Source organism: Bacillus sp. JKS001846 (assembly GCF_900176455.1).
In the GTDB taxonomy this organism is placed as follows: domain Bacteria; phylum Bacillota; class Bacilli; order Bacillales; family Bacillaceae_G; genus Bacillus_A; species Bacillus_A cereus.
In genome coordinates this window covers 4,524,543-4,540,458 of the sequence record NZ_FWYG01000001.1, presented here as the reverse complement: position 1 = coordinate 4,540,458, position 15,916 = coordinate 4,524,543, and the positions used below count along the sequence as shown (strand labels likewise).

The window sequence follows — 15,916 nt, the reverse complement described above, 5'->3', positions numbered from 1 at the left end:
TTTTCTGAAGATTTGTTATATAATATAAAACATGAAATCAAATCTGTTATAAAACAGTTTAAGAAGGGGATGCTAATATGTCGACGCAAACTTCACGGGTTACACTCGTTGGAGAAATGTTACCAGCGTACAGCGAAATATTGACACCTGAGGTGCTTAGTTTTTTGAAGGAACTACATGAGAATTTTAATGAGCGCCGCATAGAACTTTTACAAAAACGTGTAGAAAAACAAAAGAGAATTGATGCAGGGGAGTTTCCGAAGTTTCTAGAAGAAACAAAACACATACGTGAAGCGGATTGGACAATTGCCAAGCTGCCAAAAGACTTAGAGGATCGCCGTGTAGAGATTACTGGACCGGTAGATAGAAAGATGGTCATTAACGCTTTAAATTCAGGAGCGCATCTTTTTATGGCGGATTTTGAAGATTCGAATTCACCAACTTGGGAAAATGCAGTGGAAGGCCAAATCAATTTACGAGATGCAGTAAAGGGAACGATTTCACATGAAAATGATAAAGGGAAAGAATATAGATTAAATGAGAAAACAGCTGTACTCATTGTACGTCCAAGAGGATGGCATTTAGAGGAAAAGCATATGCAAGTTGATGGGAAAAATATGTCGGGTAGCTTAGTAGACTTCGGCTTGTACTTTTTCCATAATGCGAAAGCTCTTTTAGCAAAAGGGAGCGGCCCATACTTTTACTTACCGAAAATGGAAAGTTATTTAGAAGCGAGATTATGGAATGATGTATTCGTATTTGCTCAAAAATATATCGGCATTCCAAATGGAACGATTAAAGCAACTGTGTTACTGGAAACGATTCACGCTTCGTTTGAAATGGATGAAATTTTGTATGAGCTAAAAGATCATTCTGCTGGCTTAAACTGCGGAAGATGGGATTATATTTTTAGCTTTTTAAAGAGTTTCCGTAATCATAATAAATTCTTACTACCAGATAGAGCACAAGTCACGATGACGGCGCCATTTATGCGTTCGTATTCTTTGAAAGTAATTCAAACATGTCACCGCCGTAATGCACCAGCAATTGGAGGAATGGCGGCACAAATTCCGATTAAAAATAATCCAGAAGCAAATGAAGCAGCTTTTGAAAAAGTGCGTGCTGATAAGGAACGCGAAGCTTTAGACGGTCATGACGGGACTTGGGTTGCCCACCCTGGACTTGTACCGGTTGCAATGGAAGTGTTTAATCACATTATGAAAACACCAAATCAAATTTTTAGAAGACGTGAAGAAATATGTGTAACAGAAAACGATTTACTAGAGGTACCGGTGGGAACGATTACAGAAGAGGGCCTTCGCATGAATATTAGCGTAGGTATTCAATATATTGCATCTTGGTTAAGCGGACGGGGAGCAGCACCCATTTATAACTTAATGGAAGATGCGGCAACAGCTGAAATTTCAAGAGCACAAGTATGGCAATGGATTCGTCATGAAGGTGGAAAACTAAATGATGGTCGTAATATTACGCTTGAATTAATGGAAGAATTAAAAGAAGAAGAATTAGCAAAAATAGAAAGAGAGATTGGTAAGGAAGCCTTTAAGAAAGGGAGATTCCAAGAGGCGACAACGTTGTTTACAAATCTCGTTCGAAATGATGAATTCGTACCATTTTTAACATTACCGGGTTATGAAATTTTATAAAAAATGAAAAGGGGATGGAACAAATGAAAAACGAAAGAATCGAGAAGTTACAAGAAAGCTGGGAATTAGATGAGCGTTGGAAAGGGATCACACGTCCATATTCGGCAGAAGATGTAATTCGCCTGCGCGGGTCAATTGATATTGAACATACGTTAGCGCGTCGTGGTGCTGAGAAGCTTTGGACATCGCTTCATACAGAAGACTATATTAACGCACTTGGCGCATTAACAGGAAACCAAGCGATGCAACAAGTAAAAGCTGGGTTAAAAGCGATTTACTTAAGTGGTTGGCAAGTAGCAGCTGATGCAAACCTTTCTGGGCATATGTATCCAGACCAAAGTTTATATCCAGCGAACAGCGTACCTGCTGTAGTAAAACGAATTAATCAAACGCTTCAACGTGCGGATCAAATTCAGCATATGGAAGGAAGCGATGATACAGACTATTTCGTACCGATTGTAGCAGATGCAGAAGCTGGATTTGGTGGGCAATTAAATGTATTCGAACTGATGAAAGGTATGATTGAAGCAGGTGCATCAGGTGTGCATTTTGAAGATCAATTATCTTCAGAGAAAAAATGTGGCCATTTAGGCGGAAAAGTATTACTACCAACGCAAACAGCAGTACGCAATTTAATTTCTGCACGCCTTGCAGCAGATGTAATGGGAGTGCCGACAATTATCGTTGCAAGAACAGATGCGGATGCAGCTGATTTAATTACGAGCGATATTGATCCTGTTGATAAAGCATTTATTACAGGAGAAAGAACACCAGAAGGATTTTACCGTACGAATGCAGGTCTTGATCAAGCAATTGCGCGCGGTTTAGCGTATGCACCGTACGCAGACCTCGTTTGGTGTGAAACGTCAGAACCGAATTTAGAAGATGCAAAACGATTTGCGGACGCAATTCATAAGGAGCATCCAGGGAAGCTACTTGCATATAACTGCTCACCTTCATTCAACTGGAAACAAAAACTAGATGAAAAAACAATTGCAAGCTTCCAAAAGGAAATCGCATCTTACGGTTACAAGTTCCAATTCGTAACACTTGCTGGATTCCATTCATTAAATTACGGTATGTTTGAACTAGCACGTGGCTATAAAGAGCGCGGCATGGCAGCATACTCTGAACTACAACAAGCAGAATTCGCAGCTGAAAAACATGGCTACTCTGCAACACGTCATCAACGCGAAGTAGGAACAGGTTACTTTGATGAAGTGGCACAAGTGATTACAGGCGGAACTTCATCAACGACAGCGTTAAAAGGATCTACGGAAGAAGCACAGTTTACGAAATAAAAGGAAGGGGCACCTTTTTGAAAGGTGCCCCTTGTTATTTTCTAAACGATTCGAAAAGAGAGATTGAGTTATCGGCAAAAAACGATACTAACTTTTCTTTATTACTAAATCAACTCCACTCAGCCCTATGATCACGAATAAACTTCATATCTTTCTCATAATGCTCTAGATGTCCTTCATCGATCATTCTTTGGAAATTCAAGTCGCCTTCTTGAGCTTTTCGTTTCATATATGTACATAACCCTTCTAATCGAAGCAACACCATTCCTAAGTAATCTTCATCCATATTTTTATCATAGGACTGAACGAACAAATTCACTCTCTCTTTAATACGATCTGCATGTTGCGATGAGTCATAATGAACGGCTTCACCGGATTCAGTATAATACACTCTACTTAAAGGCACACAAGTATAGAGTGTATAAGCGATATCCCATAGTCTTGGACCAGGAGCAGCAACATCGAAATCAATAATCCCTACTGGCTTCTTATTATTAAAAATAATGTTATATATGGCAAAATCATTGTGACATAAAACCTCAATGTTATTTGGAGTATGATCCATCGGTTTCCAATCAGCTAATAACGGAAAATCACTTACAGCATCATGGTAAAGGCGGAGCATCTTTGCTATTTCTTTTAATACATCATTAGATCGCATATATTCTTTTAAAGGATAATTGCCAGCTTCTCCTTCAATAAAGGATAAAATCTCTCTATCCTTTTCATCTACACCTAAAAACTTTGGAGCATAATGAAATCCTTTGTTTTCTAAATATTGCAATAGCTTATGAATCTTTTCACTGCCTGGCTTTAACTCTCGCCGAACAGTATTTTCAGAACGATATACGCTTGAGACGTTTCCCCCTGTTAGCCTTTCTTCTTTAGCGTAGTTTGACATGTGAAAATTCCCCCTGTGATTAAAAAATCCAATTCCAAATAGTGAATAGACCAACAACGGCAGAAAAGAGGAGGGAAGCAAGCAATGCTAGACAGCCAAAAGGAACTAGCTTATCTTTCCATGTTTCTTTATACTCATAAATTAACTCCTCTGCTACTTTCTTCTGCACTGAAGATAAAGGTTGATCTTTATACAACCCTTTTATATGGTTAGAATCGCCTTTAAACTTTAAAGCACGTGCAATATGATGAGGACTATTTCCCATTGATTTTTCAAATAATAAACATGATTCATGCATAATACCTGTTTTATGCTCTTCTAGATACCAGTAACGTCCAGCCATTTCTGGATATTGTAATTTATAATAAATATCTCCGAGTTGTTTTCGAAGATGTAATTCATTTGGGTATGTAAAGATGAGGCCATGCAATCTATCTCTTGCTTTTCCAAGATTATTATTTTCAATATCCTCTTCAATTCTTTTTAATGTTTTTCTAGGAATTTTATTGGTCATAAACTCCTCCTTATTTAGAATAGAGATAATTATATTTTATAAGAAATACTAAAAATTAGAAATTCTATTTTCGAAAAAGATTGTACATTTTATTTTAATGTGCTATGATGATGTCAGTTGAATAGTTAAATTAAGCAATCCATATGTTATCAAGTGCTGAAAACGAACGAGAAAAAGTATGTGAGAACTAGTTTATGTTTCGTATTTGATAATGTGTGGATTCTTTTTTTAGACAGGAAGACTAAAAAATTTAAAATTTGTATTTTCTTAGGAGGAAATAATTATGGCAGTAACAGGACAAGTAAAATGGTTTAACAACGAAAAAGGTTTCGGTTTCATCGAAGTTCCAGGCGAAAACGACGTATTCGTACACTTCTCAGCAATCGAAACTGACGGTTTCAAATCTTTAGAAGAAGGTCAAAAAGTTAGCTTCGAAATCGAAGACGGTAACCGTGGACCTCAAGCTAAAAACGTAATCAAACTATAATTTTATAGTTGATGATGGAAAAAAGGATGGCTAATGCCATCCTTTTTTTGTTGTGGAGAAAGTTTTTTTAGAGCCTGTTTTTATATCTAAATCTCTTTTTCGATGTTACAACTGGTAAAAAATTATCTGGAATGCGTATTAGTTTCTGTAGAAGAATTAGTTCAGCAAGAGCATTTGCTGCGTATGATAGTAAATAACTATAAATTTGTATTCTCTGTTGAAATGGGGAAATCTTTTCCAGATAGACCTTGAGTAACATCTTTTTTGTTAGCGTTGTTGTTGGAATTTTGTACGTTTTGAGATGATGTTTCTAACAGTTGTTCTTGTTCCTTACTAGGGGTATTCAGAGCATCTGAGGGAATGCTATTAACCTGCTGATTTAATGGATTTTCTTTATCCATAGTATACAACTCCTTTTTAGAATTCGATAAAAAGCAATGTAATTATAAATAGCTACTTATATATATTGTGTTTTTGAATGACATTATATACAAAACTTATATTACAAAGTTAACTAATTAACGAATTGTTAGTGATGGATAAAGATGTGCAAATTTGAATTTTTTAATAAAAATTAAAAGCGGATAACAAGTACAAATACTCTTTCTCATGTTTTATATAAGGATCATATTACAAATCAAAAAAGATGTAGAGAACCTTGGAAGAAAATATAGTCGTTTTTTAGGGGGAAGAAGAATAAATAAAATGATACTACGAATGTAAAAAGGCATTCCATAAAGGAAGGCCTTTTATTGTTCTTGCCCTGATTTTTTCTTCTCACGTTTTTTACATTCTGGACATTTTGATTTACGAAACGGTTTGGCAAAGAATAGCAGGATGAAAAATAAACCGAATATAATACTAGCTGAGTTTTTCACGATAATGACGTTACTATTTTTCATTTGAATCGATGGTTGGATCTCTTTTTCTTCCATAGTGGCCCTCCATATATTGGATTTACATTTTAATTATAGCAAAGTTAGTTGTTGTAATGATGTGAAATGAGGAATGGATAATAAATATTTATAGGTAGTATAAATGCTGTTTTTATAACTTTAAAATTAATTAATTTCTATATTTTGATTTTATTGTTTAACAAATGTTTGATAAATGATAAAAAATTGTAAAAAAGCGGAACTTGTAAGCTATTTCCTTTTCATAGATGCTAAAATTATATATGCAGCTGCTAATATAAATGAAAAAAAGGAGATAATGGAGTATGGAAAGTAAAGTGGAACGCTATGTCGAAAATTATGTTGTAACGAAAAATACGATGGCCTTACTTCCTGTTATTCTAAGTGAAAAGAAAATTGTTACGCGAGTCGTTGAAATGAATGATTCTTTTTTCGTATTTCAAAAACCTCTAGATATTATAGAAAGAAGTTGCCGCAAGCATGGCTCTAGTTTCTTAGGCAGAAAAGAAGGAACGAAAGAGTTAACCCATATTACACATAAAGCACCGATTGCGATTAGTCCAGCAGATCAACTTTATTTTTTCCCTACCTATTCTTACTCTAGAAAAGAGTGCGCTTGGTTGTCTCATTTTTATATTGAAAGTAATAAAGAATTAGAAGATGGAAATCTTATTATTAGATTTATAAATGGCTTTGCTGTGAAATTAGAAATATCAAAAACTAGTTTTGAAAATCAACAAAATCGTACAGCGAAATTACGTACTGAATATGAAGATCGTAGGAAAAAACAGGGGAATCCTTGTTTTAAAGAGGTCGATAAAAAAGAGGAATCAACATTAAGACCCGCTTATGAGAAGGTGTATTTTGTGAAGGAAGGCGAAGTGTGAAAGGATGGGGGAATCCCCATTCTTTTTTGTTTGTCAGTCAGTCTTTGTAGATAAGGCGATATATTAGAAAAAACGAGTTGTAATTGATATATTTAGAAAATCACCAGTATAATTTCATTTACCGATAAAAACCGAAAAACAATCTAAATAACAAAATGAACGACACGTCCTGTCGAATATTGATAGATTATCATAGCTAAATAATGAAGGAATTCTTATGAAAGATATGGAAACTTTAATAAATACATCTCCGTATGTCGTATCTACCATTTCCTCTTTCATATAAGCAATGATACAGTAGGGATAGTATTTAGAGTAAAGGGGTAAAGTGTAGAATGGATTTTCAGACAATCAAAGAGTATTTTTCACCAGAAAATATGGATCATATTGTTGAGAGTTATAAAGCGTTCGGACCACTTCTTGGTATTGGTTTACCGATGATAGAGGCGTTGATTCCAGCATTACCGCTTATTGTATTTGTACTGGCGAATGCTGTTGCATTTGGCTTTTGGCTCGGTTTTCTTTATTCATGGCTTGGATCAGTAATGGGTGCATTACTTGTCTTTTTCATCATCCGCCATTTTGGTCGCAGTCGTTTCTTTTCGTTTGTAAATAAGCATGAGAGAGTACGAAAAGCAATGGGGTGGGTTGAAAGGAAAGGATTCGCACCGATTTTTGTTATATTTTGTTTTCCGTTTACACCGTCAGCGCTCATAAATGTTGTCGCTGGTTTATCCCGAATTAGTGTAAAACAGTTTGGTCTAGCGTTAGCATTCGGAAAACTTGTGATGATTTTTATTTTAACGTATATCGGTCATGATTTAATGTCATTTATTCATAATCCAGTGAAATCAGTTATTGTAGCGATTGGTATTTTTATTTTATGGTATGTCGGTAAGAAAATCGAAGTAAAGTTAGAACTACATTAAGAATAGTCTTCTTTGTAAAGGAAAGCTTCAGTATTAAAGGATAAGGGGAGAAGCAGATGAAGAAAACTTTGAAAAAAGAAGGCATAGAGTGGATACGAACAATTTTAATTGGTGTATTATTAGCTGTATTTTTTCGAACGTTTTTCTTTTCAACGTATGTTGTAGAGGGGAAGTCAATGATGCCGACATTGCAAGATGGCAATATGCTAGTTGTAAATAAGGTGAGTTATCAAGTTGGGGACTTGAACAGATTTGACGTTGTGGTATTTCATGCGAATAAAAAAGAGGACTATGTAAAGCGGGTTATCGGTTTACCTGGAGATCATATTGAATATAAGCAGGATAAGTTATATATAAACGGTCAATTTATTGATGAGCCGTATTTAGAGAAGTATAAGAAAGAGATAAATGGAAGGCAACTAACAGGCGACTTTACATTAGAAGAGTTAACGAAAGAAAAGCTGGTGCCACCCGGGTTTATTTTTGTAGTAGGTGATAACCGGCTCGGGAGCTGGGATAGTAGACACTTTGGCTTTGTAAAAGCTGATACAGTTGTCGGTAAAGTTGATTTGCGATATTGGCCAATTCAAGAGGTGCAAACGAATTTTTCAAAAGGTTGATATAATGAAGTAGAAGTATAGAAAAGACAAACAACTCAGTTTGTCTTTTTTCGTGTACTATAATACAATTATAGTAGCAAACTAACGTTCGTTATGTAAGTGAAAGGTGGGGTTACATGTCACTTCGATTTGTGATTGGTAGAGCGGGAAGTGGAAAAAGTACACTTTGTTTACGCGAAGTGCAAGAAGAGTTAAAACAACGCCCGAGAGGGAAAACAATATTATATCTTGTGCCAGAACAGATGACATTCCAGACGCAGCAGGCGTTAATTGGAAGTGAGGATGTAAGAGGTTCTATTCGGGCACAAGTTTTTAGTTTTTCACGATTAGCGTGGAAGGTACTACAAGAAGTTGGCGGAGCGAGTCGTCTTCATATTGATGAAGCGGGTGTACATATGTTACTCCGTAAAATTGTAGAGTCTCGTAAAGATGGATTATCGGTGTTCCAAAAAGCAGCGGAGCAAAACGGTTTCTTTGAACATCTTGGCAGTATGATTGCAGAGTTTAAACGTTACAATGTAACGCCATCTAACGTATATGAAATGTGGCAACAATTGGATGCGCATAGTAGCAGTGCCGAACAAAAGTTACTAGCGAATAAAGTGTATGATTTACAGCTATTATACGATGATTTTGAACGTGCTTTAATTGGAAAATATTTAGATTCAGAAGACTACCTACAATTGCTAGTGGAAAAGCTTCCGCAGTCTGAATATGTAAATGGTGCGGAAATTTATATAGATGGATTTCATTCATTTTCCCCGCAAGAGTTAGAGATTGTAAGACAGCTTATGATTTGCGGAGCGAGAGTTACGATCACGTTAACGATAGATGAAAAAACGTTAGCACAGCCAGTAAATGAACTCGATTTATTTTATGAAACGACGTTAACGTATGAAAAAATCAAACAAGTAGCGCGTGAAGAGAAAATAGAAATTGAAAAAACAATTCCACTTATGGAACAGCCGCGTTTTCATTCTCCGGCATTAGCGCATTTAGAAGCTCATTATGAAGCGCGTCCGAATGAAAAATTTAACGGTGAAGCGAGTGTAACGATTAGTACAGCTGCGAATTTACGAGCAGAGGTAGAAGGTGTTGCGCGTGAAATTCGTAAACTTGTGGCGGAGGAAAACTATCGTTACCGAGATATTGCGGTTCTTCTTCGTAATGGGGAAAGTTATTACGATGTGATGCGAACGTTATTTACAGATTATAATATCCCACACTTCATCGATGAAAAGCGCCCGATGTCACACCACCCATTAGTAGAATGTATTCGTTCTGCACTCGAGATTATTAGTGGGAATTGGCGTTATGATGCGGTGTTCCGCTGCGTGAAAACAGAGCTTTTATATCCATTAGACGTAAGAAAAGAAACGATGCGTGAAGAAATGGATGAATTTGAAAATTACTGTTTAGCGTACGGTGTACAAGGAAAGAGGTGGACTTCAGAGGATCCATGGATGTATCGCCGTTATCGTTCTCTTGATGATACGAACGGGATGATCACAGATAGTGAACGTGAAATGGAAGAGAAAATAAATCGATTGCGTGACGTTGTAAGAACACCTGTTATTCGCATGCAAAAAAGGTTAAAGCGTGCAGGAACAGTTATGCAAATGTGTGAAGCAGTTTACTTATTTCTAGAAGAGCTGGATGTTCCGAAAAAACTAGAAGAATTACGTATACGTGCAGAAGAAAGTGGAGATTTCTTATTTGCGACAGATCATGAACAAGTATGGGAAGAAGTAATGAGCCTTCTTGATACGTTTGTAGAGATGCTTGGTGAAGAGAAAATGTCTCTTTCTATGTTTACGGACGTTATGTCGACAGGTCTTGAGGCACTTCAATTTGCTAACATTCCGCCGTCATTAGACCAAGTGTTAATTGCTAATATTGATCACTCCAGGTTATCTGACGTGAAAGCAACGTTTATTATAGGTGTAAATGAGGGTGTTATTCCAGCAGCACCTATGGACGAAGGTATGCTTTCTGATGAAGAAAGAGAAGTTCTTGGTGCAGCAGGGATTGAATTAGCGCCAACGACGAGACAAACTTTGTTAGAAGAACAGTTCGTTATGTATCAAATGGTAACGAGAGCATCTGAGAAGTTATATATTTCATGCCCGCTTGCAGATGAAGAAGGAAAGACGTTACTTGCGTCTAGCTTTATTAAGAAAATAAAAAGAATGTTCCCTAATGTGAAAGATTCATTTATTACCAATGACGTAAACGATTTATCACGTTCAGAACAAATTTCATACGTAGCAACGCCAGAAGTAACGTTATCTTACGTTATGCAGCAACTACAAACGTGGAAGCGATACGGATTTGAAGGGAATTTAGACTTTTGGTGGGACGTATATAATTTCTACGTAACTTCAGATGAATGGAAACAAAAAAGTAGCCGCGTCTTATCAAGTTTATTCTATCGAAATCGTGCGAAGAAACTAAGTACAGCAGTAAGTAGAGATTTATACGGAGATATAATTAAAGGAAGCGTCTCTCGTATGGAACTATTTAACCGTTGTGCATACGCTCATTTTGCGCAGCACGGTTTATCGCTTAGAGAGCGTGATATTTTCAAGCTTGATGCGCCGGACATCGGCGAATTATTCCATGCGGCATTAAAGAAAATTGCGGACAAGCTATTGCGTGAAAACCGTACTTGGGCGGATTTATCCATAAAAGAGTGTGAGCATCTTTCTGTTTTAGTAATAGAAGAAATCGCACCGTTATTACAACGACAAATTTTATTAAGTTCAAACCGTCATTTCTATTTAAAACAAAAACTACAACAAATCATTTTCCGTACGTCAATCATTCTTCGTGAACATGCGAAGTCAAGCGGATTCGTACCAGTTGATTTAGAAGTGCCGTTCGGTATGGGTGGTACAGGATCACTTCCGCCGATGGAATTCTCATTACCAAATGGTGTGAAGATGGAAGTTGTCGGCCGTATTGACCGTGTTGATAAGGCAGAAGATGAAAACGGGACGTTCTTACGTATTATTGATTATAAATCAAGTTCAAAAGCGTTAGATTTAACGGAAGTGTATTACGGATTAGCACTTCAAATGTTAACGTATTTAGATGTTGTTACTTCGAATGCGCAGACGTGGATGAAAAAAGGTCACGCAGCATCACCAGCTGGTGTATTGTATTTCCATATTCATAACCCAATCGTTGAGATGAAAGGTGACGCATCTGAAGCTGAAATTGAAAAAGAAATTTTAAAGAAATTTAAAATGAAAGGACTCGTATTAGGAGATGCTGACGTTGTTCGTTTAATGGATAACAAACTTTCAACAGGAAGTTCAGATATTATTTCTGCTGGCCTGAAAAAAGACGGTAGCTTTAGTGCGCGTTCAAGTATTGCAAGTGAGCAAGAGTTTAACGTACTGCAAAAATATGTACACCATACGTTTGAAAATATCGGAAAAGATATTACAGAAGGTGTTATCGATATTGCTCCTTATAAAATGGGAAATAAAGCAGCATGTACGTTCTGTAACTTCAAATCTGTTTGTCAATTTGATGAGTCACTTGAAGATAATCAGTTCCGATCGTTAAAAGATATGAAAGATAGCGAAGCGATGGAGAAAATAAGAGAGGAGGTTGGCGGAGAATGATAGAAAATTGGCCTGAAAAACCAGAAGGTAGTCAATGGACAGATGACCAGTGGAAAGCTGTTGTAGCGAATGGACGTGATATTTTAGTTGCGGCTGCAGCTGGGTCAGGGAAAACAGCAGTATTAGTTGAACGTATTATTAAAAAGATTATTAATGAAGAGAATCCAGTCGATGTCGACCGCCTGCTCGTTGTAACATTTACGAATGCAGCGGCGCAAGAGATGAAAAACCGAATCGGGGAAGCGTTAGAAAAGGTATTAATTGATGAACCAGGCTCTCAACACGTAAGAAAGCAGCTGAGCCTATTAAATAAAGCTTCCATTTCAACAATTCACTCATTCTGTTTACAAGTAATTAGAGGATATTACTACATGCTTGATGTTGATCCTCGTTTCCGTATTGCGAATCAAACAGAAAATGAATTGTTAAAAGAAGAAGTGCTAGATGACATATTAGAAGAAGAGTACGGAATCGAAGATAATACAATCTTCTTTGAACTTGTTGATCGTTATACGAGTGACCGTAGTGATGATGACTTACAACGTATGATTTTAGCACTTCATACAGAGTCAAGAGCGCATCCAAATCCGGAAAAATGGCTTGATAAATTAGTAGAAGCATATGACGTAGAAGGAAAGACAATTGAAGATTTAGTATATGCTTCTTATTTATTAGAAGATGTGAAATTCCAGCTTGAAACAGCGGAACAGCATATTCGTAAGGCAACTGAACTCGCAATGCTTCCTGACGGTCCAGCGCCTCGCATTGAAACCCTGCAAGCAGATCTAGCTTTACTTGGAACGCTATCATCAGCTGCTCATGAGTCGTGGACAAGTTTGTATGAAGCGATGCAAAATGTATCGTGGCAAACGTTAAAGCGTATTAAGAAAAGTGATTACAATGAAGATGTTGTAAAACAAGTAGACTCTCTTCGTAATAAAGCGAAAGATGAAGTGAAGAAATTACAAGAAGAGTTATTTAGCCGAAAACCTGAAAGTTTCTTACGAGATTTTCAAGATATGCACCCAGTATTAGAAAAGCTTGTTCAACTTGTAAAAGTATTTACAGAGCGTTTCCAAGCGATGAAGCGAGATAAAGGAATGGTCGATTTCACAGATTTAGAGCATTTCTGTTTACAAATTTTAAGTGAACAAAGTGAAAATGGTGAAATGAATCCGTCAGCAGTGGCGCTCCAATATCGTAATAAATTTGCTGAAGTATTAGTCGATGAATATCAAGATACGAACTTTGTACAGGAATCTATTATTAAATTCGTAACGAAAGATTCTGAGAGTGAAGGAAACTTGTTCATGGTTGGTGACGTAAAGCAGTCGATTTATCGTTTCCGACTAGCCGAACCAGGACTATTCCTAGGAAAATATAAACGCTTCACACAAGAAGGATTGGGCGGTGGAATGAAGATCGACTTAGCGAAAAACTTCCGTAGTCGTCATGAAGTGTTAGCAGGTACGAACTTTATCTTCAAACAAATTATGGGTGAAGAAGTCGGAGAAATCGACTACGATGCAGACGCTGAATTAAAGTTAGGTGCTACCTATCCAGAAGGTGAAGATGTAGCGGCAGAACTACTGTGCATTCAGCAAACGGAAGAAGAAGTAATAGACGGAGAAGAAGGTGCAGAAGTCGAAAAAGCACAGCTTGAAGCTCGTCTTATGGCGCAGCGCATTAAAGCGATGGTTGATTCAGGTTATGAAGTGTATGACCGTAAAAATGATAGTATGCGCCCAGTACAATACCGCGACTTCGTTATTTTACTTCGCTCCATGCCGTGGGCCCCGCAAATTATGGAAGAGTTAAAATTACAAGGAATTCCAGTGTACGCTGACCTTGCGACTGGTTACTTTGAAGCGACAGAAGTAAATATTATGATGAACGTATTCCGCGTTATTGATAATCCGATGCAAGATATTCCGCTTGCAGCTGTACTTCGTTCTCCAATCGTTGGATTGAGCGATGAAGAACTTGCGACGCTTCGTGCTCATGGAAAGAAAGGCTCGTTTTATGAAGTAATGAGCTCATTCTTAAAAGGGGCACCACTTGAAGAGGAGCAAGAACTTCATGATAAATTAGAGTGGTTTTATAACTTACTGCAAGGATGGCGTGAATTTGCACGTCAACAATCACTTTCTGATTTAATTTGGAAAGTGTACGGTGAGACAGGTTATTACGACTTCGTTGGCGGTTTACCAGCTGGAAAGCAAAGGCAGGCAAACTTACGCGTACTATATGACCGCGCAAGACAATACGAAGCAACATCATTTAGAGGATTATTCCGCTTCTTACGTTTTATTGAACGTATTTTAGAACGCGGTGATGACATGGGTACGGCGAGGGCCCTCGGTGAACAAGAAGACGTTGTTCGCATTATGACGATTCATAAAAGTAAAGGGTTAGAGTTCCCGGTTGTATTTGTAGCTGGACTCGGTCGTCGTTTTAATACACAAGACTTAATGAAACGTTTCTTATTGCATAAAGATTTCGGTTTCGGTTCGCAATTTATCGATCCGCGTAAACGAATTAAATATACAACATTATCACAGCTTGCGATTAAGCGTAAAATGAAAATGGAATTAATTGCGGAAGAAATGCGCGTACTATACGTAGCGTTGACGCGCGCGAAAGAGAAGTTAATTTTAATCGGAACAGTTAAGGATGCAAATAAGGAAATGGAAAAATGGCTTGATGCGAGGGAACATAGTGAATGGTTATTACCAGATCACATACGTGCCGGGGCGTCTTGTTATTTAGACTGGATTGCACCTTCATTATATAGACACCGTGATAGTGAAATGCTTCTTGAATTAGGACAAGGAAGTATTCCAGATGAAATTTACGGGTATGACACTAGCTGGAAAGTAGAAGTTGTGGACGGTAATACGCTACTTGCACCAGAGCCAGTTCAAGAAGAGAAACAAGAATTGTTAGAAGCGCTTCGTGAGAAAAAGGCTGTGCCGTTAGAAAGTGAACGAAAAGATGAAGTGTACGACAGATTAATGTGGAAGTACGGATATGAGGAAGCAACATCTCACCGTGCGAAGCAATCTGTTACAGAAATAAAGAGAAATTATCAATCAGAAGATGGTAGTGATAACGCCTTTATTAAAAAACTACGTGCACCAATTAAAACACGTCCGCGCTTTATGGAGAAAAAAGGGTTAACGTACGCAGAGCGCGGAACAGCAGTCCATGCCGTTATGCAGCATGTTGATTTGAAGAAGCCGATTACGGTTGAAGTTCTTCAAGAGCAAATTGCTGGAATGGTAAATAAGGAATTATTAACATTCGAGCAGGCGGAAGAAATAGCGATTGAAAAAGTAATTTCATTCTTTGACAGTGACTTAGGTAAAAGGGTATTAGCGGCGAAAAGTGTTGAGCGTGAAGTTCCATTTACGATGATGCTTGCAGCAGAAGGAGCATATCAAGATTGGCAAGGGAATAGCGGGGAATCGATTCTTGTCCAAGGGGTTATCGACTGCATGATTGAAGAGGAAGATGGCATTACGTTAATCGACTTCAAAACAGATACGATTGAAGGGAAATTTCCAGGCGGATTCGAACAAGCGAAACCAATTTTAGAAGATCGATATAAAGTGCAGCTTTCGTTATATGCAAAAGCACTGGAGAAAAGCTTACAACATCCTGTAAAAGAGAAATGTTTATACTTCTTTGATGGGAATCACGTTGTAAATATTGAAGAATAGAGGGGCTTGAAAATGGTAACGGAAAAAACGTTAAGAACTTGTGAACAGGGACACGAGTACTATAAAAGTAGCGATTGTCCAACTTGCCCAGTCTGTGAGAAAGAGAGAAAACCAAAAGAAGGTTTTCTCTCTCTTCTTTCAGCGCCAGCAAGAAGGGCATTAGAACACCATGGAATTCAAACTGTAGAAAAACTCTCAAAATATAGTGAAAAAGAAATATTAAAACTGCATGGTATGGGACATGCGTCTTTGCCGAAGCTTAGGAGGGCTTTGGAGGAGAGCGGGTTATCATTTAAATAAAATGAAATAGTGCCTCTTCACTACTTACTTGTTTATACCACT

General features: G+C 37.4%; 13 protein-coding genes. 9 read left to right on the top strand and 4 right to left on the bottom strand.

Going from position 1 to position 15,916, the window contains the following annotated elements:
* The first annotated feature begins 77 nt into the window (after positions 1-77).
* Positions 78-1,667, top strand: a complete 1,590-nt coding sequence (aceB, locus tag B9A45_RS24230; RefSeq protein ID WP_000107349.1) for a malate synthase A — start codon at positions 78-80, stop codon at positions 1,665-1,667.
* A 23-nt stretch (positions 1,668-1,690) separates the two neighbouring features.
* The gene (gene aceA, locus B9A45_RS24225; protein ID WP_000787346.1) at positions 1,691-2,968 is read left to right on the top strand and encodes an isocitrate lyase; all 1,278 of its coding nucleotides are present in this window, start codon (positions 1,691-1,693) and stop codon (positions 2,966-2,968) included.
* A 109-nt stretch (positions 2,969-3,077) separates the two neighbouring features.
* Here the strand turns inward: aceA and B9A45_RS24220 are convergent, their stop codons facing one another.
* Both B9A45_RS24220 and B9A45_RS24215 read right to left on the bottom strand, forming a co-directional pair.
* Positions 3,078-3,869 (bottom strand): phosphotransferase, encoded by a 792-nt coding sequence (locus B9A45_RS24220; RefSeq protein ID WP_084065230.1) that lies wholly within the window; start codon positions 3,867-3,869, stop codon positions 3,078-3,080.
* 19 nt (positions 3,870-3,888) lie between these two features.
* A complete protein-coding gene (locus B9A45_RS24215) occupies positions 3,889-4,383 on the bottom strand; it encodes a DUF6584 family protein (RefSeq protein WP_000182395.1) in 495 nt (164 codons plus the stop codon).
* 283 nt (positions 4,384-4,666) lie between these two features.
* Here B9A45_RS24215 and cspA point away from each other — a divergent pair, with 283 nt between their 5' ends.
* Positions 4,667-4,870 carry an RNA chaperone/antiterminator CspA gene (gene cspA / locus B9A45_RS24210; RefSeq protein WP_000301518.1) on the top strand — a complete coding sequence of 68 codons (204 nt, stop codon included), beginning with the start codon at positions 4,667-4,669 and terminating at the stop codon, positions 4,868-4,870.
* A 197-nt stretch (positions 4,871-5,067) separates the two neighbouring features.
* On the opposite strand, the gene B9A45_RS24205 is transcribed toward cspA, so the two are convergent.
* Both B9A45_RS24205 and B9A45_RS24200 read right to left on the bottom strand, forming a co-directional pair.
* The gene (locus B9A45_RS24205; protein WP_000356922.1) at positions 5,068-5,271 is read right to left on the bottom strand and encodes a hypothetical protein; all 204 of its coding nucleotides are present in this window, start codon (positions 5,269-5,271) and stop codon (positions 5,068-5,070) included.
* A 348-nt stretch (positions 5,272-5,619) separates the two neighbouring features.
* The gene (locus B9A45_RS24200; protein WP_084065227.1) at positions 5,620-5,805 is read right to left on the bottom strand and encodes a hypothetical protein; all 186 of its coding nucleotides are present in this window, start codon (positions 5,803-5,805) and stop codon (positions 5,620-5,622) included.
* Between the two features lie 284 nt (positions 5,806-6,089).
* Between B9A45_RS24200 and B9A45_RS24195 the strand changes: the two genes are divergently transcribed.
* From B9A45_RS24195 to B9A45_RS24170, 6 genes are all read left to right on the top strand, one after another.
* Positions 6,090-6,671, top strand: coding sequence for a competence protein ComK (locus B9A45_RS24195; RefSeq protein WP_000444439.1), 582 nt, complete (start codon positions 6,090-6,092; stop codon positions 6,669-6,671).
* A gap of 335 nt (positions 6,672-7,006) precedes the next feature.
* Positions 7,007-7,600 (top strand): TVP38/TMEM64 family protein, encoded by a 594-nt coding sequence (locus B9A45_RS24190; protein WP_000347518.1) that lies wholly within the window; start codon positions 7,007-7,009, stop codon positions 7,598-7,600.
* 56 nt (positions 7,601-7,656) lie between these two features.
* Positions 7,657-8,220 (top strand): signal peptidase I, encoded by a 564-nt coding sequence (gene lepB / locus B9A45_RS24185; RefSeq protein ID WP_000751910.1) that lies wholly within the window; start codon positions 7,657-7,659, stop codon positions 8,218-8,220.
* Positions 8,221-8,336: 116 nt separating this feature from the next.
* Complete coding sequence (gene addB, locus B9A45_RS24180) at positions 8,337-11,852, top strand: helicase-exonuclease AddAB subunit AddB (protein ID WP_000058598.1); 3,516 nt, start codon at positions 8,337-8,339, stop codon at positions 11,850-11,852.
* A complete protein-coding gene (gene addA, locus B9A45_RS24175; RefSeq protein ID WP_084065225.1) occupies positions 11,849-15,574 on the top strand; it encodes a helicase-exonuclease AddAB subunit AddA in 3,726 nt (1,241 codons plus the stop codon). Before addB ends, addA begins: the two co-directional genes overlap by 4 nt.
* A 12-nt stretch (positions 15,575-15,586) precedes the next feature.
* Positions 15,587-15,874: an RNA polymerase alpha subunit C-terminal domain-containing protein gene (locus B9A45_RS24170; RefSeq protein ID WP_084065222.1), complete on the top strand. Its 288-nt coding sequence runs from the start codon at positions 15,587-15,589 to the stop codon at positions 15,872-15,874.
* The last annotated feature ends 42 nt before the right edge of the window (positions 15,875-15,916 follow it).